Genomic DNA, 22,255 nt, shown 5'->3' with positions numbered 1-22,255 from the left:
CTCCATTTAAAAAGCATGGTAAAAGTTAGAGCTGCAGATAATTGTATATTATTATCAAGGCATCAGCTTTTTTCAGTTCTTCTTTCGGTCTGAAATAATTTCCATAGCCGTTTACAATGTTAAGTCCTTTTGCAATAACAACATGACCGATAAGTTCAGGATTTATTTCATCCTTGTCTTTGAAGGTGCAGTTGAAAATATCGCTTAGTTCTGCTATTTTATCGTATTTCAATGCTCTTATTACAAATTTCACGCTGTCTTCCCTTGTCAAAGGACTATCCGGATTTATTTCACTTTCTTTTATTATTCCTTCCTGCATAAGCAATTGGTAAAGATTATCGGTTTCATTATTGTCACTTAATGAAAGTTTTCCGTAAAAAGCATATCCATTATTTATTATCTGTGAGATTAAGAGCAGGAAATCTTTTTGTTTGATTTTTTCATCGGGTTTTAATTCGGGACCTTCAAGCCCAATACCTGCTTGGGCAAGAACTTCAATTTCATCCTGAGCATAGTGTCCTGCAATATCAGTATATTCAAGGGGCTTTTCTTCTTTATAGGGGTTTCCGGAGTAATCCAGTACAGTTCCTGTAAAAGCGTCAAGTATTGCGGGTTTATCGGATTTTACAGCATATACGAGTTTCACTTCCTGTTTGGGATTTTCTGCTTTTTCCATTGTGAAAATAATTTCAGGAGCTGCAGTGGTGTATTGAAGTTCCAATCCGATATCTCTAAAGAAAATATTATATATTTCGTCTAATGAAACTGCCTTTTCGAGAGAAGGAAATTCTACGTCATACCATTCTAAATTGTAACCGAAAATCTTTCCGGTAACTGCATTGTATTCTACTGTGATACCATTGCCCTCAAAGGGAATGCCATTTACCATTCTTGTGTATTGGAAAGAATAGTATTTTGGTTTTTCGATTTCTTCATCGGTTGATATTTCATCTTCCCTTTCTTCAAGTTTTGTTTCTTTAAACTTCATTGGCTGTATTTGGTTTAGAAACTCTTCCACAGCCTTTTTGGCGGTGTCTTTGTCATATTTTACTGTATCATCATCGGGCATGGAAAATCCTGTGCTGAAGCTTGTAATTTCACCGGTTGATGCATCAATTGTTACGTTTACTCTCGAATAGTTTTTCTCATCGGATTTTGTAAAATTCAGGTTCCACTCATACCCATTTTTTTCAAACCATCCTTTATAAAGGCGTGCACTTGAAAGAGTAAAGGAGTCGTCAAGTTCTAAAATATTTAATTCTCTAGCTATCTTTTCGGCTTCTTCCTGAGGCAATAGATTTGATACTTCTTCCACGGCGGCTATTTCTTCGGGAGTAAGTACTATTTCATTAAATGCTACTTCTGAAAATTCAAGTGAAAAACCTAGCTTTAAAGTCATGCCATAAGCTGTGTCGTAGTATCTGCTGCCAAGATTGATTTTCTCCCCTGTAAAAGCGTCAATATAGTAGTAGGAATTATATATGGGAGAATAAGCACCATATACTTTAATATTTTTGTTTTCTAATGAAGATTTGTATGTAAGGGCAAGACCCAGATTCTTTTTAAAAGCCTTTTGGGCTTCTTCAAGAGTTATTGCTTTATCAGCAGAAGGGAAGACCAGGTCTTTTGACCAATTCTTACTGTAACTTTCAAGTTCACCGGTTTGTTTGTTTATGGAGATTTCTATGCCGTTTTTGGGGAAGACTATACCGTTGTGGGTTCTGACAAAACTAAAATAGTATGCGTTATCATTAATTGAAACATTTCGATTCCTTTTTAATATCTTTATGCTGTCAAGTATGTTTGGATTGAGTTTTTCAATAATTTCTTCAGCTTTTTTTTGAGCTTCAGATTCAGTTAATGCAGGAAGTTTTTTTATGATTTCATTGCTTATGTACCTGTAATAGCTTAAAACATCCCCGGTATTGTCAATGGACACCTCGATACTTGTGCCGTCATTGTCTTTTGAACTCCAGTTCAGAGTCCAAATTTTTAAATCTCCTTCAATTCTGACGCTGTAAGAAAAGTTACTGAGGCTGTCGGGAATATCAAACAATTGTTTTGTTGCTTTTATGGCATTCTCGAGACCTGGGTCTGTGGCTGCAAATACAGTTGCAGGCACTAATATGCTAAAAATTAATAACAATACACTAAAAAGTGCAATTTTGGATTTCATTAAAATCACTCCTTGTCTTGATGCGTTTATATACATTAGACTTATATAATTATATAAAAGTTCCTTGTAAACTAAAATTTTTTTAAAATTGAAAAAATTATTGAAAATATTTACAATTTTATCTAAAATATATAAGTATGTAAATAAAGAGTGTGAAGATATGGTAACAACGAGGAGGAAATGAAATGGTAAAAGAAAATAAGAACAATATTGACTTTGAAATATACCTTAGTATGATGAAAAATAAACCGGCATACAGGAAAATGATCCAGGAAGGTGTATTTACAGAGGAACAATTGGATGAATGTATATTGACCCTTTATAAAAACGATATGAAAGAAGAAAACAAATAAATAAAAAAGTCAAGTTTATTTTGGTTCTAATAAAATAATCATCCCAATAAATTATTAATGTAAGCATATTAATAATTTATTGGGGGGTTTTTATGATAAACAAAACGGGCCAAACGGCCAAAAACATCATAAGCGAGCACGCAAACATCGTATCGATGGTTAAAGGTATAGCAATAGCATATTTGATAACCATACCGCTGTTCTGGATTTTTGCTTTCTTTTTGTACTATACCGATTTTCCGGATAAATTTTTTCCTTCGGCAGTTATTATAACTACATTAGTAAGTATAGTAGTAGCCGGTTGGATATCCAGTAGCAAGATTAAAAGGAAGGGCTGGTTAAATGGAGGAATTGTCGGACTTTTGTATATGGGTATTTTATTCCTAGTCAGCAGTTTGGCATACAGAGATTATTCCATTAACAGTCATGTGATAATAATGTTTATAATAGGTGTGATTGCAGGTTCAATTGGGGGCATATTGGGGATAAATCTAAGGCGAGAGCCTAGAGCAAGAGTTAACAGATAATGGATGATGAATTTTTAAAAATTTTAAAATTAAATATAGACATTAATTTTTTGTTATGTTAGTATATTATTAATTGAATAGTTACCTTTAATTAAGTCCTGTGAGGCTGAAAGGTGGCGCATGAGAGTATAAGAGTATACATATTTAAGTATATGTATTTAAAATATGCTATGTATTCTAGCTTCTTGCCGTCATCTGGCAAGAAGCTTTTTTGGTATAAATGTAATAATGATTATAGAAATAAATGTACTGTATAAAATATAATGGAGCGTTCGGGTATGATTGATAAAGCTGAAATAATGGATGAAAACGGAATATTTAGAGCGGTTACAAGGATAGCTCATGAAATAATTGAAAAAAATAAAGGTATAGATGACATTGTACTAATAGGAATTCAGCGCCGAGGTGTACCCCTTTCCAAAATGATAGCTGAAAAGATAAAAGGCGTTGAAGGGAAAGAAGTTCCTGTTGGAATTTTGGATATAACCCTCTATAGGGATGATTTGAGTATGCTTGCAGAACATCCTATAATAAACGGAACCGAGATAAACTTTTCAATAAACGGCAAAAAAATTGTCCTGGTGGATGATGTAATTTATACAGGAAGAACGGTTAGAGCAGCAATTGATGCAATTATGGATATAGGAAGGCCAAAGATGATACAACTGGCGGTCTTAATAGACAGAGGCCATAGAGAGCTTCCTATCCGTGCCGATTATGTGGGAAAAAATGTACCCACTTCAAGATCTGAGGTTGTCAATGTTAAATTGCATGATATTGATGGAGTAAATGTAGTCACCATAAGTGACCTTGAAAGAGCGAACAACCAATAATTTATATAAGTTCAATTGGTTTATATATGATTTTAAATCTGTTTTGAATTAATCTAGGAAAGGATATTTGATATGAAAGGCCATATTAACATGTTCATAACTAAATTAAGGGAGAAAATGATGATGTATTTTCCTTTTATATATATAATGCATAAAACATCTTATAATTCAATTGGTAAAATAGTTATTTTCAAAAATAGTGAGGATATTTATCCTTGCTATTTTTTTACACCATTTTCCAACGCTTGAAAAGAGGAAAACTAATCGGTATTTGGTCTTGAAAATTTTAGTACTTTTTCAGGGCATAGTGGAAGAAAATGATTAAAAAAGTATTTTAAATATAAGTTTAGTGAGGTGCTATGATGGTTTTAAAGTCAAAAGATTTATTGGGCCTTAAGGAACTTACAGCAGAAGAGATTGAATACATTTTAAACACAGCAAAGACGATGAAGTATATCCTTATTTCAAAAAACAAAAAGACTCCGCATCTTCAGGGAAAATCCATTGTCACTTTGTTTTATGAGAACAGCACAAGGACGAGACTATCTTTTGAACTGGCATCAAAGTATATGAGTGCAAGTTCCGCCAATGTTTCAGCTTCAAGCAGCAGTGTTGCTAAGGGTGAGACTTTGATTGATACTGCCAAGACCATAGATATGATGGGGACCGATGTTATTATTATAAGACATCCAATGTCGGGAGCACCGCATCTTATTGCAAAAAATATAAACGCATCGGTTATTAATGCAGGAGACGGTATGAATGAGCATCCTACTCAAGCATTGCTTGACATGTTTACCATAGTTGAGAAAAAGGGCAGTCTCAAAGGACTGAAAGTGGCAATTATAGGAGATATATATCACAGCAGGGTTGCCAGGAGCAATATATATGGAATGACAAAGCTTGGCGCCGAAGTTTGTGTTGCCGGACCAGCCACCCTTTTGCCACCGGAGATCGAAAAACTTGGAGTTAAGGCCTTTAATACAGTTCAGGAGGCATTGATTGATGCTGATGTGGTTATGGGGCTTAGAATCCAGCTGGAAAGACAGAAAAAAGGTTTGTTTCCAAGTATACGTGAATATTCGAGATTTTTCGGTCTTGATGAGAAACGTTTAAAACTTGCAAAGGAAGATGCTTTGATTATGCATCCCGGACCTGTAAACAGGGGTGTTGAGTTGTCTTCCGGTGTCGTAGACTGCGAAAAGTCTCTTATAAATGAACAGGTTACAAATGGAGTGGCGGTCAGAATGGCACTATTGTATCTTTTGACAAGGAGGGATTCTGTTGAGAACATTAATTAAAGGTGGTCGTGTTGTTGACGCGAAATCAAAAATAAATGACTGTCTCGATATACTGATAGAAAACGGTAAAATTGCGGAAATAGGCAAAGATTTGGATTTTGTGAGTGGTGATATAATTTATGCAGAAGGAAAATACGTAATACCGGGGCTTGTTGATGCTCATTGCCATTTGAGGGATCCGGGATTTGAATATAAGGAAGATATTGAAACGGGCACAAGAAGTGCAGCAAAAGGAGGTTTTACTTCAATTGCATGTATGCCCAATACAAATCCTGTAATAGATAATCAGGCAATTGTAAAGTACATTATCAATAAAGCAAAACAAGACGGTGTGGTAAATGTTTATCCTATAGGAGCAATATCTAAAGGGCTGAAGGGTGAAGAGCTTTCTGAAATAGGGGAATTGAAATTTGCAGGTGCAGTGGCAATTTCTGATGACGGAAGACCCCTTAAAAACTCTTCTCTTATGAAAAAAGCGCTTCAATATTCTTCTATGTTTGATATAACTGTAATTTCCCATTGTGAGGACCTCGATCTTGCAGACGAGGGATGTATGAATGAGGGGTATATGTCTACAGTTCTTGGACTTAAAGGCATTCCGTCGGCTGCTGAAGAAATAATGGTTGCAAGGGATCTTATCCTTGCTGAATATACAAAGGTTCCCATTCATATAGCTCATGTGAGCACTGAGTTGTCAGTAGACCTTATAAGGCATGCAAAGAGCCGTGGAGTAAAAGTTACCTGTGAGACCTGTCCTCACTATTTTACGCTTACAGAAGATGCTTGTAATGGTTTTAATACTCTGGCCAAGGTAAATCCTCCCTTAAGGACTAAAAAAGATGTTGAAGCCATTATTGAAGGACTTAAAGATGGAACTATCGATATTATAGCGACTGATCATGCACCTCACCATGAAGACGAAAAAAATGTTGAGTTTGCATTGGCAGCAAATGGAATGGTTGGTTTTGAGACGGCTCTTCCTCTAAGTATAACTTACCTGGTTAAACCGGGCCATCTTACATTGGAACAGTTGATTGAAAAAATGTGTGTGAATCCTTCGAAGATTTTAGGGCTTAACAAAGGTTCTATAGAAATTGGAAACAGTGCCGATTTGACAATAATTGACCCGGATGAAGAGTATGTTGTGGATGTGAATAAATTCAGTTCAAAAAGTAAAAATTCGCCTTTTAACGGTTTTAAACTGCAAGGTACTGTTTATTATACCATTGTAAACGGCAATGTAGTGGTTAGGGAAAAAGTGTTGTTATAACCGTTACAGTTCCAGATTTGAAAAGAAAAAATCATTAGTTTGGAAGTTTATTTATAATTAAAACATTTAAGAAGGAGAGCAAGAGCGATGTTTATAGATAACTTAATCGAAAAAATAAAAGAGAAAAACAATCCTACCGTTGTTGGACTTGATCCTAAAATAGACTATGTTCCTAATTTTATAAAAGAAGAGATGTTTGAAAAATACGGGGCAAATTTAAAAGGTGCAGCAGAAGCTATATTAAAGTTTAACAAAATTTTAATAGATTCCCTTTATGATATTATTCCGGCTGTTAAGCCGCAGTTGGCATATTATGAGATGTATGGCATTGAAGGTATAAAGGTCTTTTATGAAACATGCAGATATGCAAAGGAAAAAGGTTTGATTTGTATCGCAGACGGAAAAAGAAACGACATAGGACCTACGGCAGAAGCCTATTCCTCAGCTTTTCTGGGAAAAACCAAAATTGATGAAAACATCGATGAGGCTGTTTATGACGTAGATGCTTTAACGGTGAATCCTTATCTGGGTATTGACGGAATAAAGCCTTTTGTGAATGATTGTGCCAAATATGGAAAAGGAATCTTCGTACTTGTAAAGACTTCAAATAAATCATCGGGACAAATTCAGGATCTCTTGACCCATGAAGGTAAGAGTATTTATGAAAAGGTGGCCGAATATGTAAACGATTGGGGTGCAAATGTCATAGGAAAATACGGTTACAGCAATGTTGGTGCGGTTGTAGGTGCTACATATCCCAATCAGGCCAAAATATTGAGAAAAATTTTAAAAAATGCTTATATCCTGGTCCCCGGTTATGGTGCACAGGGTGGCACAGCAAGGGATGTTGCCCATTCTTTTAAAAGTGATGGATTAGGTGCAATAGTAAATGCTTCAAGAAGTATAATGTGTGCTTATAAAGATGAACAGTGGAAAGGTATATATACTGAGGATAGATTTAATGAAGCTTCAAGAGCAGAAGCACTGAGAATGAAAGAGGATATAAACCAAGCCATTTCACTATAGAAAATTTTAAAGTTATTTTTGGGGTGAATAAACATGAAAGCAATATTGGCATTAGAAGACGGGACCATTTTCCAAGGTGAGAATTTTGGAATAGAAGGTGAAGTAATAGGGGAGATTGTTTTTAATACAGGTATGACAGGGTATCAGGAAGTACTTACAGACCCTTCTTACTGTGGACAGGTGGTTACAATGACGTATCCACTGATAGGTAACTACGGCGTTAACCTTGATGATATTGAATCGAGCAAGCCACAGGTTAAGGGATTCATTGTAAGAGAACTTTGTGATAACCCTAGTAACTGGAGGTCGATAGAGACTTTAAACCAATACCTTAAACGCAACAATATAATCGGCATACAAGGTATCGATACAAGGCAGCTTACCAAAATATTGAGAGATAAAGGTACTATGAGGGGAATTATTTCTACTGACCCTGAGTTTAAGTTTGAAGAGAAGATTGACGAAATAAAGGCCTATGTTATAAAAGATCCTGTAATGTGTGTGACAACAAAGGAAGTTATACACTATAAGGGTGACGGGCTTAGAGTTGCACTTATTGACCTTGGTATCAAACAGAATATAATAAGGTCACTGTTAAATAGGGGTTGTGAAGTTTATGTATTCCCTGCCAATGCCAGGGCTGAAGACATTTTGGCTGTGAATCCCGATGGAATCATGTTGTCCAATGGACCCGGCGATCCTAAGGACTGTGTTGAAACCATCAAAACTGTTAAGGAACTTATGGGGAAAAAGCCGATGTTTGGAATTTGCTTAGGACATCAGATTACAGCTTTGGCAAATAATGCGGATACTGAAAAGCTGAAATACGGCCACAGAGGATGCAATCATCCGGTGAAGGACCTTGAGAAGGATTTGACTTATATAACTTCACAAAATCATGGATATACCATCGTTGAATCTTCTTTGGATAAAACAAGGATGGAAGTGAGTCACCGGAATATGAATGACGGAACAATAGAAGGTATAAGATATAAAGATGTACCGGTATTTACTGTCCAGTTCCATCCGGAAGCTTCACCGGGACCGAAAGATACGGGATATCTGTTTGATGAGTTTGTTGAAATGATGAATAAGTATAAGATGTAAATTAAATCAAACCAAAAATTATATATTAAAAATTTTTAAGCTCCTAATACCTAAAAATGGTTACACAAAAAGAAAATGGAAATAAACAAGTTGGTTCAATGAAGAGAATTATCAGTTTTGAAAAGTTTTAAGGGGGATTTTAATGCCTAAAAGAGATGATGTTAAGAGAGTTTTGGTTATTGGATCAGGTCCGATAATAATAGGCCAGGCAGCAGAGTTTGACTATGCAGGCACTCAGGCCTGCCGGGCTTTAAAAGAGGAGAATATTGAAGTTATATTGGTAAATAGCAATCCTGCTACAATTATGACAGATAAAAATATAGCGGATAAAGTATATATAGAACCGCTTACTCCGGAGGTTTTAAAAAAGATTATTATTAAAGAGAAGCCTGACAGCATACTTCCCACATTGGGAGGCCAGACAGGACTGAATTTGGCCATGGAACTAGCAGAATCGGGGTTTTTGAGTGAACATGGAGTGAAACTTCTTGGAACTGCCACTGAAGCGATTAAGATGGCAGAGGACAGACAGGCTTTTAAAGATACTATGGAGAGAATAGGAGAACCCTGTATTGCCAGTAAAGTTGTAAACACAATAGAAGATGCCCTCGAGTTTGCAGCCCAGATTGGTTACCCTGTGGTGGTAAGGCCTGCCTATACTTTAGGGGGAACAGGCGGAGGTATAGTTTACAATGAGAAAGAACTATATGAAGTGGGAAGTAATGGCTTAAGACTTTCCAGGGTTAATCAGGTCCTTATAGAAAAGTGTATTTCCGGTTGGAAGGAAATAGAGTACGAAGTAATGCGTGACGGTAAGGGAAATGTCATAACAGTATGTAATATGGAGAATATAGACCCTGTGGGAGTTCATACGGGAGACAGTATTGTTGTTGCTCCTTCCCAGACCCTTACCGACAAGGAATATCAGATGCTTCGTACAGCGGCCCTTAAGATTATTTCCGAATTGGGGATACAGGGAGGATGTAATGTTCAGTTTGCTCTAAATCCCAACAGCTTTGAATATGCAGTAATTGAAGTTAATCCAAGGGTTAGCCGTTCATCGGCATTAGCGTCGAAGGCAACAGGATATCCTATTGCAAAGGTGGCGACAAAAATTGCTGTAGGTTATGGTCTTGATGAAATTCAAAACGCTGTAACCGGAAAAACTTTTGCCTGCTTTGAACCTACTCTTGACTATGTGGTGGTAAAAATTCCGAAATGGCCTTTTGACAAATTTGTTAAGGCAAAGAGGACACTGGGAACTCAAATGAAGGCAACCGGTGAAGTTATGGCCATCAGCAGTTCCTTTGAAGGTGCTTTGATGAAGGCGCTGAGATCACTGGAACTGGGAATTTTTACCCTGGAACAGGATGTGTTTAAAAGCTTTAGCGATGAGGAAATCTGTAATAAAATCAAGGATGTAAATGATGAAAGACTTCTTGTTCTGGCAGAGGCTATAAGAAGAGGAATAACCCTTGAAGAAATAAATGATGTAACAAAGATAGATATGTTCTTCTTAAACAAGATCAGGGAATTGGTTATGACGGAAGAAAAGCTTAAGACAATGAAGCTTGAGGATGTGGACAAAGATTTTATGAAAAAGATTAAGAAGATGGGATTCCCTGATATGGTTATTGCGAAATATTTAGGATGTACCATAGATGATGTAAAAGCAAGAAGAAAAGATTTTGGAATTTGTGCAACATACAAGATGGTTGATACTTGTGCAGCAGAATTTGAAGCTGTGACTCCTTATTACTATTCCACTTTTGATGAAACCTGTGAAGTTAAAAAGACCGATAAAAAGAAAGTGCTTGTTTTAGGCTCGGGTCCCATTAGGATAGGGCAGGGTATTGAATTTGACTACTGTTCGGTCCATTCGGTATGGGCTCTCAAGGAAGCTGGTTATGAGGCAATTATTGCCAATAACAATCCCGAAACGGTAAGTACTGATTTTGATACTGCTGACAGACTTTACTTTGAGCCGCTTACTCCAGAAGACGTTGAAAACATTGTCGAAAAGGAAAAGGTTGATGGAGTTATTGTTCAATTCGGTGGACAGACGGCTATAAAGCTGACAAAAGCTTTAGATGGAATGGGAGTAAAAATCTTCGGTACACAGCCTTATTATATAGATGCTGCGGAAGACCGCAAAAAGTTTGATGCGGTTTTGGAAGAATTGGGAATACCAAGACCTGCAGGAAAAACGGTATTTACTTTGGAAGAAGCATTAGAAGCTGCAAATGAGCTTAAATATCCTGTACTGGTAAGACCCTCTTATGTTTTAGGCGGCCAGGGTATGGAGATTGCCTTCAACGATAATGATGTAAAAGAATTTATGGAAATCATTACAAGAGTAAAGCAGGAACATCCCATATTGATAGATAAGTATATGATGGGTAAAGAAATTGAAGTTGATGCCATTTGCGACGGGGAAGACATACTGATTCCGGGTATAATGGAACATTTAGAGAGAGCCGGAGTTCATTCGGGAGACAGTATATCGGTATATCCTTCCCTTACAATTTGCGTCAAGCTAAAAGAAAAGATAGTCGAATATACAAGAAAGCTTGCAAAAGCTCTGAATGTAGTGGGACTTATCAACATTCAGTATGTCTATTACAATAATGAATTGTATGTTATTGAGGTAAATCCGCGTTCTAGCCGAACTGTTCCGTATATAAGCAAGGTAACAGGAATACCTATGGTAAATATCGCAACTAAGATTATGATGGGAAAAACTCTTAAAGATTTCAAATATGGTACGGGATTATATAAAGAATCAGAATATTATGCAGTTAAAGTTCCTGTATTCTCCTTTGAAAAACTGCACGATGTAGATACAAGTTTGGGTCCTGAGATGAAATCCACGGGAGAAGTATTGGGAATTGCAAAGGATTTCCACGATGCACTGTACAAAGGAATTATCGGTTCAGGAATAAAGATTCCTGAAAGAAGCGGCGGGATTCTTATGACTGTCCGTGACACTGACAAAACAGAGCTGATATCTATTGCTGAAGAGTTTGAAAAATTAGGCTATGAACTATACGGTACGGGTAAGACCGCCAATATGCTGAATACTCACGGTATTGCTACTAATGCAGTAAAGAAGATAGGAGAAGGGGAACCTAATATACTGGATCTGATACAGTCAGGAAAAATCAGCATGATAATTAACACGCCTACAAGGGGAAGACAGCCGGAAAGAGACGGATTTAAGATTAGAAGAAAGGCAGTGGAAATGTCAATACCCTGTATGACTTCCTTAGATACTGCAAAGGCAGTACTGGAGTGTATAAAACTGGGTAAACGGGAAAAGGACCTTGAAGTTTATAATTTGAGTATTTTTGATGTATAAAGCTACAAATGTTTTTCTTTAATTTTCTCTCAAAATATGATAGAAGAGAATGTGTACACTTTTGTGAATTAGACTTTATAATTTTTTTGGGACAGTTGAAAATAGAACTTTGGTTTTGGAGGATGAGAATGTCTAAAGTTTTACGAGAACAGATTGAAAAAACTGAACAGTTGGCAAAAGGCATTTACAGGATGACAATTAAGTCGGAATATGTATCTGAAAATGCCAAGCCCGGACAATTTGTGAATGTAAAATGCAGTGAAGGTATAAATGCTTTGCTCAGAAGACCCATTAGCATATGCAAAGTGGATAAGGACAGGGCAACTTTCGATATCGTATTTCAGATAAAGGGAATAGGAACGGAATATCTTTCTCAAAAAAATACCGGAAGTGAAATTGATATAATAGCACCTTTAGGCACTCCCTTTCACCTTGACGACGGGTACAGGAAAATTGCAGTGGTTGGAGGGGGAATAGGTATATTCCCTCTTCTATATACCTTAAGAGAGATAAAGGGTGCTGAAAAAAGGGCGTATATTGGATTTAGGAATAAGGATTTTGCGGTACTGGTGGATGAATTTGAGTCTAACTGCAACGTGCTCAATATTTCCACTGATGACGGAAGCATGGGATATAAGGGACTGGTTACCGATATACTGGAAGATGATCTGAAAAGCTGCAGTTTTGATATAATATACACCTGTGGGCCTACCCCCATGCTGAAGAAAGTCGTTGAAATTGCAAAGAAAAATAATATAAAATGTCAGGTATCAATGGAGCAGAGGATGGGATGCGGCATCGGAGCGTGCCTGGTTTGTGCCTGTAAAACCAAAAAAGAAGATGGATGGGAGTATCGTCATGTATGTAAGGATGGCCCTGTATTCTGGAGTGATGAGGTGATTTTTGATGAGTGATAATATGCCCAGAATGGAAGTGAATATTGGCGGGTTGAAACTTTCCAATCCTGTTATTGCAGCATCGGGTACTTTCGGGTTCGGAAGGGAATTTAGCCTGTACACCGATTTAAATAAAATTGGGGGAATTTCGGTCAAAGGACTTACTTTAGAGCCCAGACAGGGAAACAGACCGCCCAGAATTGCCGAAACACCGGCGGGTATTTTAAACAGTGTCGGACTTCAGAATCCGGGGGTAAGAGCTTTCATAAAAGATGAGATTCCTTTTTTGAGAAAATTCAATACAGCTATTATTGCAAATATTGCCGGAAATACTCTTGAAGATTATTGTGAAATGGCAGATATTTTGTCTCATGAGGATATTGATGCTATAGAGCTCAATGTATCCTGCCCCAATGTAAAAAAAGGATGTATGTCCTTTGGAAATACTGTTTCCGGAATAACAGAGATAACCAGGGAAGTTAGAAAACACTGCAGCAAACCTTTAATTGTGAAACTTACACCAAATGTTACCGATATAAAGGAGATAGCGGAAGCATGCGAAGCAGAAGGTGCCGATGCAATATCCCTGATAAATACTTTGTATGGAATGGCAATAGATATCCACAAAAGGCGTCCGATTTTAGCCAACAACTTCGGTGGATTGTCAGGACCTGCAGTTAAACCCATTGCAGTTAGAATGGTATATGAAGTTTCCCAGGTCGTTAAGATACCTGTTATAGGAATGGGCGGTATAACTACCGGTGACGATGCAATTGAGTTTATGCTGGCTGGGGCAAGTGCAGTAATGGTAGGTACGGCCAATTTTGTGAATCCAAATGCCTGTGTTGATGTTTTGGAAGGAATACAAAATTATTTAAGAATATATGGAATAAAGGATGTTAATGATATAATAGGAATGTTAGAGTTAAACTAAAAATGTTACTTCGAAAGAGGGATATAGAATGAAAACCAGGCTCATTTTCGTAAGGCATGCGGAAGCTGAGGGAAATTACTACCGAATTTTTCACGGCTGGACCGATTCGGGTATTACTGAAAAGGGGCATGTTCAGGCAAAAAAGGTTGCGGAAAGGTTAAAAGATATAGATATAGATGTTCTTTATTCCAGCAGTTTAAAGAGGACAATTCAAACAGCTCAGTACATTGCAGATATAAAGGGACTGCCCATCATTCGCACCGATAAGCTGAAAGAAATTAACGGTGGAGATTGGGAAGGTCAAAAGTGGGATGATTTGCCGAATTTGTGGCCGGAAGAGTATCATACCTGGGAAAATGAACCTCATATTCACAGAATGCCGAATGGGGAAACAATGAAAGAGTTTCAGGAAAGGCTTATAAATGAGGTAATGTATATTATAAACAACAACAAAGGCAAAAACGTGTGCATAGTAACCCATGGCACTGCTATACGAGCTCTTATGTGTCATTTTTTCCATCTTGATTTGGAACATATGATTGATATAAAATGGTATGATAATACTGCAGTTTCAATAGTTGACTATGAAAATGAAAGGTTTAATGTTATAGTTGAGGGCGATGCTTCCCATCTGGATTTGGAACTTAGTACTATACAAAATCAAAAATGGTGGAAGGACTATATGGAAAAGTATGAACAGAAAAAGGATATGGAGGAGTGATTTTCAATGAAGCTCCTCTTTTTTACAGATACTCATATTAAAGGAACTAATCCCAAAAATCGGAAAGACAACTACTATGAGACCCTAAAGAGAAAATTCCGGGAAATAGGTGATATAGCAAAGGACCTGGAGGTTGACTATATTTTACATGGGGGGGATTGGTTTGACAGGCCGGATATATCACCTTCCATTGTGAGGGAGTTTGCAATAATTATTAAAAACTTCGGCAAAGAAATTTATACTGTTGCGGGAAATCATGACATGTATGGGCAGAATCCGAATACATTAAACAGAACCATGCTTGGAATTTTTGAAGGAACAGGAATTGTAAAACTCCTGAAAGACGATGAAGAGATTATTTTGAAGAAGGATGGAATAAGCCTTCAACTTACCGGAAAATCCTATAACTATGATATAGATGGACAAAAATTTGCCGAATATTATATAGTAAAAAAGAACAGTTCTGTGGACTATGCCATAAATATTGTACACGGGATGCTGTTGAAAAAGCCCTTTTATGAAGGAATACAATACACTTTGATTGATGACATAAAGGATACCGAAGCCGATATTACTTTTGCGGGTCATTATCACAGCGGTTTTGGAATAGTGGAAATGAATGGGAAGTACTTTGTTAATCCCGGAAGTATTGTGAGGATTTCCAACAGTATTGCTGAAATTGAAAGGAAACCGAAGGTGGTGTATGTAGAACTTAAAGAACGGGTTGAAATACGGGAAATTGAACTTAAATCCGCGCTTCCGGGGGAAGAGGTGTTAGACCGTGAAGAATTGGAAAGAGCCAAAGACCGAAGTGTTCGACTTCATCAGTTTTACCAGGGTATATCCAAATCTATGAAATACAAAAAGATTGATATTGCCGGTATTGTTGAAAATATAGCATCCAATCAAGATTTGAGCAGAGAAGTAAAAGAAGAAGCTTTAAGGAGGATAGCCATTGCCCAGGAAAGCTTTGCTATGGGGCAGGATACAGAATGATTCGAATTGAAAAAGTATTGATTGAAAACTTCCAATCCCATGAAAATACTGAGCTTGCTTTTCATGACGGTCTGAATGTAATTGTGGGACCGTCAGACCATGGAAAATCTGCTGTCATCAGAGCTATACGGTGGGTTTTATATAATGAGCCGAGGGGCAGCGATTTTGTTCGACAGGGTACCAATTTTGCACGGGTTACCCTATGGCTAAGCACTGGTTTTGTTATTACCCGGGAAAGGACGCCAAGTAAGAACAGATATATCCTGTCGGATGAGAAAGGAAATACCAATATCTATGAAGGATTTGGAAATGAAGTGCCCCAGGAAATCATAAACGCTCATGGGATTCCTAAAGTGGTATTGGATACCGATATAAATTCCAGTATAAATATAGGCAGTCAGTTGGAAGGCCCTTTCCTTATTTCAGAGTCGGGGGCTGTACGTGCTAAGGCTATTGGCCGGCTTACAGGCCTTCATATAATCGATAAAGCCATTCGCGACAGTGCAACCGATTTGAGACGGGAAAATCAGACTAAGGACAGAATAGGAAAAGAATTGGATGAGGTAGATGAAAAGTTAAAAGAGTATCAATATCTTGATGAACTTGAAGAAAAAATCGAACTTAGCTCAAAGTTGATTGAAAATATTGAAAAGCACATAAAAAAGCTTTCACTGCTAACAGATATAAAATACAGTCTGGAAGATGTGAATGAAAAATACAAAGAGACTTTATACGTACTTTCGAAGCTTGAAAAAATAGACGAGTTTGAGAAAATTATAAAATGTATTGATGCCGATTTTATAAGGCTGAAGACACTGGACAACTTAAAGAACAGATATAACAGCAATTTGATGGCAGCAAAGGAAATGGAAAGAATTTTTTCCATGACCAAAGGAGTGAATGGTTGTATAAGTTTGATTGAAGAAGCAGAAGAAAGAACTGTTCGCTATGAAAAGCTTCAAAAGGCCGGCAATAATTTAAGGGTTTTGGAAAAGGAACGTATTGCTGTTGAAAATGTATTAAAGAATACTGAAAAAATTGGTGAATCGGATATAATTATTAATCAGATAAGGGAAAAAGTTATAAAAATGTCGAAGCTTGTTTCAATTAAAGAAAAACTTGTGAACTATGACAGCGAAATTGCGAAAGTTGACAGTATATTAAAAAGAAGCATAGATTTAAATGCCTCGGATGTCGTCATTACTAGCATTGACAGGAAAAGTGAACTGCTGGCAAGGCTTGAAAACATTAAAAATAGGCTTATGCCCATATTGGACAAGATTAGGGAAGGGAATAATTATCTCAATAACAATAAACAAGAAATAGAAAAATATTTAAATATGTATACCGAATTGTTGAAGGAAAGCGGAAAATGTCCTTTATGTAACAGTAAAATCAGTGATGATAAATTAGGAGAGATTATAAAGCATTATAAGGAGGCACATTGATGACCGGCGAATATGAAAAGAGGATCAATCAGATAAAAGAGAGCCTTGACAAGGCAAAGAACATGAGAATCAGGGCTGAAGCCCGTTTAGAGGAGTTAAACAAACAAAAGGAAGAAATTTTAAGAGAACTTAAAGAACTTAATGTATCCCCTGATCAGCTGGATGATGAAATAAGCAAACTCAAGAGTGAAATCGAGGAATTGATGGAACGGGCACAAAATCTTATACCTCAAGACCTTATTAAATAAATCCTATAATTTTTTACAGTTTATGCTTATATGCCTGAATGAAAAAAGTAATTGACAATTTCTCATGGAAAGGCAATAATGATTAGGAAACATTATGAATAAATTTTTTACTCTGCATTGAATTGTATTAGTATTTTAAATGCTGAATTGAAACAAAAAAGTCCGGTTTGAGGTGTATAACTTGAAAAAGAAAATAGGTATTGTTTCGCTTGGATGTCCTAAAAATCTCGTTGACAGTGAAATAATGCTTGGAGTACTTAAGAAAGAAGACTATGAGATTACTAACGATGAGAGCGATGCAAATATTATAATTGTAAATACATGCGGTTTTATTGAGAGTGCTGTTGAGGAGTCTATCAATTCAATATTGGAAATGGCGGAGTATAAGCAGCGCAAATGCAAACTTCTTATAGTGACAGGATGTTTGGCAGAGCGCTATAAAGATCAGATATTGAAAGAGATCCCGGAAGTGGATGCGGTTGTTGGTACCGGAGGTTACGGACATATAGCCGAAATTATAGAAAAGCTTTCAAAGGATGAAGAAGCAATTTCCCAGGATAAAAGGTTGTTTTTGGACTATGAAAACGACGTTGAATATCTTAAAGGAGAACGGTTGATTTCTTCAAATAAAGGTTATGGCTATCTAAAGATTGCCGAAGGTTGTGACAACTGTTGTACTTACTGTGTGATTCCTTCATTGAGGGGACCTTATACCAGCAGGAAAATGGAAGATATCACGTCAGAGGCAGAACAGTTAGCCAAACAAGGAGTAAAGGAAGTAATACTGATTGCCCAGGATGTGACCCGGTATGGTATGGATCTTTATAAGCAAAAAAAGCTTGTGGATTTAATTAGAGAAATAAGCAAAATAGAAGGTATTAAATGGATTAGACTGCTTTATTGCTATCCTGAAGAGATTGATGAAAACCTGATTGAAGAAATTGCTGTAAATCCTAAGGTTGTAAAATATTTAGATATACCGATTCAGCATGCCAGCGATAAAATACTTAAGGCCATGGGAAGAAGAGGTACCCTGGAAAATTTGGAAGCACTTCTTGACAAGCTGAGGAACAGAATACCGGATATTGTTATTCGTACCACGCTTATTGTAGGATTTCCCGGTGAAGATGAAAAAGATTTTAAGATTTTGTATAATTTTGTTAAGAAGCAGCAATTTGATAGGTTGGGAGTATTTACTTATTCAAGGGAAGAAGGAACTCCTGCCTACCATATGAAACCGCAGATTAAGAAAAGTGTCAAAGAATCGAGATTGAACGACATAATGCAGTTACAGAAAGAAATAGCAATAGAAAAGAATAATGCAAGGTTAAATAAAGTATATTCTGTTCTGGTGGAGGGTGTTGCAGAGGATGGAATTTTTTACATAGGAAGGTCCTATGCTGAGGCACCGGATATCGACAGCTTAATTTACTTTACAAGTGAAGAGCCTCTGGAATTTGGGAGCTTTACAGAGGTCAGGGTTTTGAATGTGGATGAATATGATTTGGTAGGAGAGGTTGTAAATGAATCTTCCAAATAAGCTTACAATACTTAGAATTGTTCTTATACCCATTTTTATGTTAATTATTGTTCCAATTCCCCAGTGGTTGATAGACCTTGGTTTTTTGAGCTTTATCAGGCCTCAATTGATATCTGTCAATTATTTTATTAATAATTATGGAAATTATGTGGCTGCATTGATTTTTATTATTGCTTCAAGCACCGATGCACTGGATGGCTATATCGCAAGAAAAACAAAACAGGTAACAAATTTCGGAAAGTTTTTGGATCCTATTGCTGATAAGCTTTTGGTGACAGCTGCATTAATTGCTTTAGTGGAAAGGGGTGCCCTTTCAACCTGGGTGGCAGTTATTATAATTGGCCGTGAGTTTATGATAACCGGTTTAAGGCTTGTTGCTGCAAGTGAAGGAATAGTCATAGCTGCAAGCAATTGGGGAAAAGTTAAAACAATAACTCAAATGATTGCGATAATAACAATGCTTTTCAAGAACTATCCCATCCGGTGGCTGTGTGATTTTCCCTTTGACGGAGTTATCATGTTTTTAGCTGTTATTGCCACAATCTATTCGGCTTATGATTACATAGTAAAAAATGCAAAAGTTTTGGACCACAATTCTTAAGCTTATTTAAAAAGCATTTATAGACACATCGTATAAATTTATGCGGTGTGTTTTTTTATGAGTTTAACAAAAAAATTTTTAAATATATTGCATATGTGAAAAATATATTATATACTTTTAAAAGTAACAATTAGTACCTGGTAATAATTTAGTCGGTATTGCATATAATTACATATAGGCATATATGTTTAAGGGTGATTCTGATAAAAGCGGGCACACAGGAGGTAAATATTTTATTACAGGAAGTAAAAGAGGTGAATTGATGAGTAGGTCATCAGTCATGAAAAAGGAACGCCAGGCAATACTTTTGGAGAAACTAAAGGAAGATCCGTTCCTTACGGATGAAGAACTGGCTGAAATATTTGGCGTAAGTGTACCGACTATTAGGTTGGATAGGCTTGAATTGGGTATTCCCGAACTTAGAGAGAGAATAAAAAATGTTGCAGAAAAAAATTACAGCAAGGTTAAGTCAATTCAAAGCAGAGATATGGTAGGAGAGCTGGTGGAGATATCTCTCGGTAAGAGCGGAATATCGATATTGGAAACCAATGAAAAAATGGCTTTTGAAAAGTTGAAAGTTATTCAGGGTAAATATATATATTCAATGGCAGAGTCTCTGGCAATAGCAGTTATAGATGCCCATGTAGCACTGGTAGGTGTTGCAAATATAAAATATAAAACGCCGGTGTATGCAGGAAGCAAATTGGTTGCAAGGGCTGAAGTTAAGAAATCCTACGACAATAAATATATAGTCTGGGTAAAGATTACAGAGAAACAGGTTGAGGTTTTTCGAGGGAAATATATACTGGTATCCCTTGAAAAAATATAAATGTCGTAGTATTTTATTTAAAGTAATTTTATACAATAAGGTAATATGTGATTTAGGAGTGAAGGTTCTTGAATATTTTAGTAGATGCTATGGGTGGAGACAATGCACCGCAAGCCATTGTCAATGGATGCGTAGAAGCTGTAAAAGAGGCTGAAGGTTTTGATATAGTGTTGATTGGTGACAAAAATAAGATTGAAGAAATACTGGGAGAAAAAAACTTATCCAACCCAAGAATAAAAATTCATCATGCCTCAGAAGTAATTTGTGCTGATGATTCTCCCACTAAAGCTATAAAAAACAAAAAAGATTCGTCAATGGTTGTGGGCTTTAATCTATTGAAAGAGAAAAAAGGAGATATCTTTATATCCTGCGGCAACAGCGGGGCTTTAATGACTGGTGCTCTGCTCATTCTCGGAAGAATTAAAGGTGTGGATAGACCTGCTTTCCCTGCGATAGTGCCTACAAAGACAGGAAAGTGCATGATCATTGATGCTGGTCTAAATACAGTATGCAAACCTATCAATTATCAGCAGTTTGGGGTTATGGGATCAATTTTCATGAAAGAAATGTTTAATCTCGAAAATCCCAAAGTAGGACTGTTGAATGTAGGTTCAGAAGAGGGTAAAGGAAATGAAACCATAAAGCAATCCTATAGTCTTCTTGAAGAATCCAATATTAACTTTATTGGAAATGTTGAAGGAAGCGATATTTTAAAAGGTAAGGCTGATGTTGTGGTATGTGATGGCTTTGTGGGAAATGTGGCGTTAAAAACCATCGAAGGCGCCGGATATTTCATGATAGGCTTGCTGAAAGACGTATTTTTTAAGAACTTGAAGACAAAATTGGCGGCATTGATTCTTAAAAACGATATGAAAATAATTAAAAAACTACTCGATGCAGATGAACAGGGTGGAGCACTGATACTGGGGGTAAATGGCCTTGTATTAAAGAGTCATGGCAATTCCAATGAGAAAACCATAAAGAATGTAGTTTTGAAAGCACAAATTATGGCAAAAACTAAAATAATTGATACAATTTCCAAGGAATTTTCCAATACGGAGGTGGAGGATATTGCAGAATAGGAATAATTATGGAATTTTAGGGGTTGGAAGTTGTTTGCCCGAAAAGGTTTTTACAAATCATGATTGGGAGAAGTTGGTAGATACCACTGATGAGTGGATTACAAAAAGGACCGGTATTTCAGAGAGAAGAATACTGGAAAAAGAACAACCTACTCATGAACTGGGGATAAAAGCAGCCAAGATGGCATTGGAAGATGCCGGCCTGACTGCTGAAGATTTGGATTTAATTATTGTAGCAACAGAGACTCCCGATTACCTTTCGCCTTCAATGTCATGCTTGATTCAGAAGGGAATTGGAGCTAAGAAAGCTGCAGCTTTTGACCTTAATGCTGCGTGTTCCGGCTTTATATACAGCATGACAGTTGCAGGACAGTTTATTAAGACGGGTGTTTATAAATATGTTTTGGTAATTGGATGTGAAGGTTTGTCAAAAGTTATGGACTGGAAGGACAGAAACACCTGTGTTCTCTTTGGTGACGGTGCAGGTGCGGCAGTATTGGGCCCGGTTGAAGAAGGATATGGTGTTCTTAATACATATCTTGGTGCTGCGGGAGACTTAGGTCACAATTTGACAATTCCCTGCTGTTTTATAACCGAAGAGGATATTGCCAAAAGGCCTAATGAAAATAAAAGAGTTTTGTGGATGGACGGCAGTGAAGTATTTAAGTTTGCAGTAAAGATAATGGAACAGTGCACAAGGCAAGTTTTAGAGGAAATTGGCATGAGCTTGGACGATATTAAGCTGATAGTACCGCACCAGGCCAATATTAGAATTCTGGAAAGTGCAACAAAAAGATTGGGTGTTGAAAACGAAAAAGTATTTTCTAATCTCCATAAATATGGGAATATATCTTCAGCGTCAATTCCTGTAGCTCTCAATGAAACCTATCGTGAAGGTAAAATAGCCAAAGGAGATAACTTAGTCTTTGTAGGCTTTGGCGGGGGACTGACTTGGGGAGCTGCTGTGGTTAAATGGAGTAAATAATTATTAATGGCATGGAGGTAACAT

20 protein-coding genes are annotated in these 22,255 nt (G+C 36.9%); 19 read left to right on the top strand and 1 reads right to left on the bottom strand.

Going from position 1 to position 22,255, the window contains the following annotated elements; genetic code table 11:
* Positions 1-25: 25 nt before the first annotated feature.
* Complete coding sequence (locus tag CLOCL_RS11675; RefSeq protein ID WP_014255546.1) at positions 26-2,176, bottom strand: YcdB/YcdC domain-containing protein; 2,151 nt, start codon at positions 2,174-2,176, stop codon at positions 26-28.
* Positions 2,177-2,361: 185 nt separating this feature from the next.
* Here CLOCL_RS11675 and CLOCL_RS22565 point away from each other — a divergent pair, with 185 nt between their 5' ends.
* The 19 genes from CLOCL_RS22565 to CLOCL_RS11585 all read left to right on the top strand — a co-directional run bounded on the left by CLOCL_RS22565 (position 2,362) and on the right by CLOCL_RS11585 (position 22,231).
* Positions 2,362-2,529 carry a hypothetical protein gene (locus CLOCL_RS22565; protein ID WP_014255545.1) on the top strand — a complete coding sequence of 56 codons (168 nt, stop codon included), beginning with the start codon at positions 2,362-2,364 and terminating at the stop codon, positions 2,527-2,529.
* Positions 2,530-2,621: 92 nt separating this feature from the next.
* Positions 2,622-3,056, top strand: a complete 435-nt coding sequence (locus CLOCL_RS11670; RefSeq protein WP_014255544.1) for a TIGR04086 family membrane protein — start codon at positions 2,622-2,624, stop codon at positions 3,054-3,056.
* A gap of 278 nt (positions 3,057-3,334) precedes the next feature.
* Positions 3,335-3,889: a bifunctional pyr operon transcriptional regulator/uracil phosphoribosyltransferase PyrR gene (pyrR, locus tag CLOCL_RS11665; protein ID WP_014255543.1), complete on the top strand. Its 555-nt coding sequence runs from the start codon at positions 3,335-3,337 to the stop codon at positions 3,887-3,889.
* A 362-nt stretch (positions 3,890-4,251) separates the two neighbouring features.
* Complete coding sequence (locus CLOCL_RS11660; RefSeq protein WP_014255541.1) at positions 4,252-5,190, top strand: aspartate carbamoyltransferase catalytic subunit; 939 nt, start codon at positions 4,252-4,254, stop codon at positions 5,188-5,190.
* A complete protein-coding gene (locus tag CLOCL_RS11655; protein ID WP_014255540.1) occupies positions 5,174-6,460 on the top strand; it encodes a dihydroorotase in 1,287 nt (428 codons plus the stop codon). The genes CLOCL_RS11660 and CLOCL_RS11655 overlap by 17 nt, the downstream gene beginning before the upstream one ends.
* An 87-nt stretch (positions 6,461-6,547) precedes the next feature.
* Positions 6,548-7,486, top strand: a complete 939-nt coding sequence (gene pyrF, locus CLOCL_RS11650) for an orotidine-5'-phosphate decarboxylase (RefSeq protein ID WP_014255539.1) — start codon at positions 6,548-6,550, stop codon at positions 7,484-7,486.
* Positions 7,487-7,519: 33 nt separating this feature from the next.
* The gene (locus CLOCL_RS11645) at positions 7,520-8,593 is read left to right on the top strand and encodes a carbamoyl phosphate synthase small subunit (protein WP_014255538.1); all 1,074 of its coding nucleotides are present in this window, start codon (positions 7,520-7,522) and stop codon (positions 8,591-8,593) included.
* A gap of 142 nt (positions 8,594-8,735) precedes the next feature.
* A complete protein-coding gene (carB, locus tag CLOCL_RS11640) occupies positions 8,736-11,951 on the top strand; it encodes a carbamoyl-phosphate synthase large subunit (RefSeq protein WP_014255537.1) in 3,216 nt (1,071 codons plus the stop codon).
* Between the two features lie 128 nt (positions 11,952-12,079).
* The gene (locus CLOCL_RS11635) at positions 12,080-12,865 is read left to right on the top strand and encodes a dihydroorotate dehydrogenase electron transfer subunit (protein ID WP_014255536.1); all 786 of its coding nucleotides are present in this window, start codon (positions 12,080-12,082) and stop codon (positions 12,863-12,865) included.
* Positions 12,858-13,781 (top strand): dihydroorotate dehydrogenase, encoded by a 924-nt coding sequence (locus tag CLOCL_RS11630; RefSeq protein WP_014255535.1) that lies wholly within the window; start codon positions 12,858-12,860, stop codon positions 13,779-13,781. Before CLOCL_RS11635 ends, CLOCL_RS11630 begins: the two co-directional genes overlap by 8 nt.
* A gap of 28 nt (positions 13,782-13,809) precedes the next feature.
* A complete protein-coding gene (locus CLOCL_RS11625) occupies positions 13,810-14,502 on the top strand; it encodes a histidine phosphatase family protein (RefSeq protein ID WP_014255534.1) in 693 nt (230 codons plus the stop codon).
* A 6-nt stretch (positions 14,503-14,508) separates the two neighbouring features.
* Positions 14,509-15,498: a metallophosphoesterase family protein gene (locus tag CLOCL_RS11620; protein WP_014255533.1), complete on the top strand. Its 990-nt coding sequence runs from the start codon at positions 14,509-14,511 to the stop codon at positions 15,496-15,498.
* Positions 15,495-16,946, top strand: a complete 1,452-nt coding sequence (locus CLOCL_RS11615; protein WP_014255532.1) for an AAA family ATPase — start codon at positions 15,495-15,497, stop codon at positions 16,944-16,946. The genes CLOCL_RS11620 and CLOCL_RS11615 overlap by 4 nt, the downstream gene beginning before the upstream one ends.
* A complete protein-coding gene (locus tag CLOCL_RS11610; protein ID WP_014255531.1) occupies positions 16,946-17,194 on the top strand; it encodes a hypothetical protein in 249 nt (82 codons plus the stop codon). The genes CLOCL_RS11615 and CLOCL_RS11610 overlap by 1 nt, the downstream gene beginning before the upstream one ends.
* A 181-nt stretch (positions 17,195-17,375) precedes the next feature.
* Positions 17,376-18,734 carry a 30S ribosomal protein S12 methylthiotransferase RimO gene (rimO, locus tag CLOCL_RS11605; protein ID WP_014255530.1) on the top strand — a complete coding sequence of 453 codons (1,359 nt, stop codon included), beginning with the start codon at positions 17,376-17,378 and terminating at the stop codon, positions 18,732-18,734.
* A complete protein-coding gene (gene pgsA / locus CLOCL_RS11600) occupies positions 18,718-19,335 on the top strand; it encodes a CDP-diacylglycerol--glycerol-3-phosphate 3-phosphatidyltransferase (RefSeq protein WP_014255529.1) in 618 nt (205 codons plus the stop codon). The genes rimO and pgsA overlap by 17 nt, the downstream gene beginning before the upstream one ends.
* Positions 19,336-19,597: 262 nt before the next feature.
* Positions 19,598-20,164: a transcription factor FapR gene (gene fapR / locus CLOCL_RS11595; protein WP_027621331.1), complete on the top strand. Its 567-nt coding sequence runs from the start codon at positions 19,598-19,600 to the stop codon at positions 20,162-20,164.
* Positions 20,165-20,232: 68 nt separating this feature from the next.
* Entirely contained in the window at positions 20,233-21,246 is a 1,014-nt protein-coding gene (gene plsX / locus CLOCL_RS11590) for a phosphate acyltransferase PlsX (protein WP_014255527.1), read from the top strand.
* Positions 21,236-22,231, top strand: a complete 996-nt coding sequence (locus tag CLOCL_RS11585; protein ID WP_014255526.1) for a beta-ketoacyl-ACP synthase III — start codon at positions 21,236-21,238, stop codon at positions 22,229-22,231. The genes plsX and CLOCL_RS11585 overlap by 11 nt, the downstream gene beginning before the upstream one ends.
* Positions 22,232-22,255 lie beyond the last annotated feature (24 nt).

The organism is Acetivibrio clariflavus DSM 19732 (assembly GCF_000237085.1).
Classification (GTDB): domain Bacteria; phylum Bacillota; class Clostridia; order Acetivibrionales; family Acetivibrionaceae; genus Acetivibrio; species Acetivibrio clariflavus.
This window is presented reverse-complemented; position numbering and strand designations above follow the sequence as displayed.

Coding starts and splice junctions, on each gene's coding strand:
- CLOCL_RS11675 (WP_014255546.1), bottom strand. CDS start 2,176: ATGAAATCCAAAATTGCACTTTTTAGTGTATTGTTATTAATTTTTAGC.
- CLOCL_RS22565 (WP_014255545.1), top strand. CDS start 2,362: ATGGTAAAAGAAAATAAGAACAATATTGACTTTGAAATATACCTTAGT.
- CLOCL_RS11670 (WP_014255544.1), top strand. CDS start 2,622: ATGATAAACAAAACGGGCCAAACGGCCAAAAACATCATAAGCGAGCAC.
- pyrR (WP_014255543.1), top strand. CDS start 3,335: ATGATTGATAAAGCTGAAATAATGGATGAAAACGGAATATTTAGAGCG.
- CLOCL_RS11660 (WP_014255541.1), top strand. CDS start 4,252: ATGGTTTTAAAGTCAAAAGATTTATTGGGCCTTAAGGAACTTACAGCA.
- pyrF (WP_014255539.1), top strand. CDS start 6,548: ATGTTTATAGATAACTTAATCGAAAAAATAAAAGAGAAAAACAATCCT.
- CLOCL_RS11645 (WP_014255538.1), top strand. CDS start 7,520: ATGAAAGCAATATTGGCATTAGAAGACGGGACCATTTTCCAAGGTGAG.
- carB (WP_014255537.1), top strand. CDS start 8,736: ATGCCTAAAAGAGATGATGTTAAGAGAGTTTTGGTTATTGGATCAGGT.
- CLOCL_RS11635 (WP_014255536.1), top strand. CDS start 12,080: ATGTCTAAAGTTTTACGAGAACAGATTGAAAAAACTGAACAGTTGGCA.
- CLOCL_RS11630 (WP_014255535.1), top strand. CDS start 12,858: ATGAGTGATAATATGCCCAGAATGGAAGTGAATATTGGCGGGTTGAAA.
- CLOCL_RS11625 (WP_014255534.1), top strand. CDS start 13,810: ATGAAAACCAGGCTCATTTTCGTAAGGCATGCGGAAGCTGAGGGAAAT.
- CLOCL_RS11620 (WP_014255533.1), top strand. CDS start 14,509: ATGAAGCTCCTCTTTTTTACAGATACTCATATTAAAGGAACTAATCCC.
- CLOCL_RS11615 (WP_014255532.1), top strand. CDS start 15,495: ATGATTCGAATTGAAAAAGTATTGATTGAAAACTTCCAATCCCATGAA.
- CLOCL_RS11610 (WP_014255531.1), top strand. CDS start 16,946: ATGACCGGCGAATATGAAAAGAGGATCAATCAGATAAAAGAGAGCCTT.
- pgsA (WP_014255529.1), top strand. CDS start 18,718: ATGAATCTTCCAAATAAGCTTACAATACTTAGAATTGTTCTTATACCC.
- fapR (WP_027621331.1), top strand. CDS start 19,598: ATGAGTAGGTCATCAGTCATGAAAAAGGAACGCCAGGCAATACTTTTG.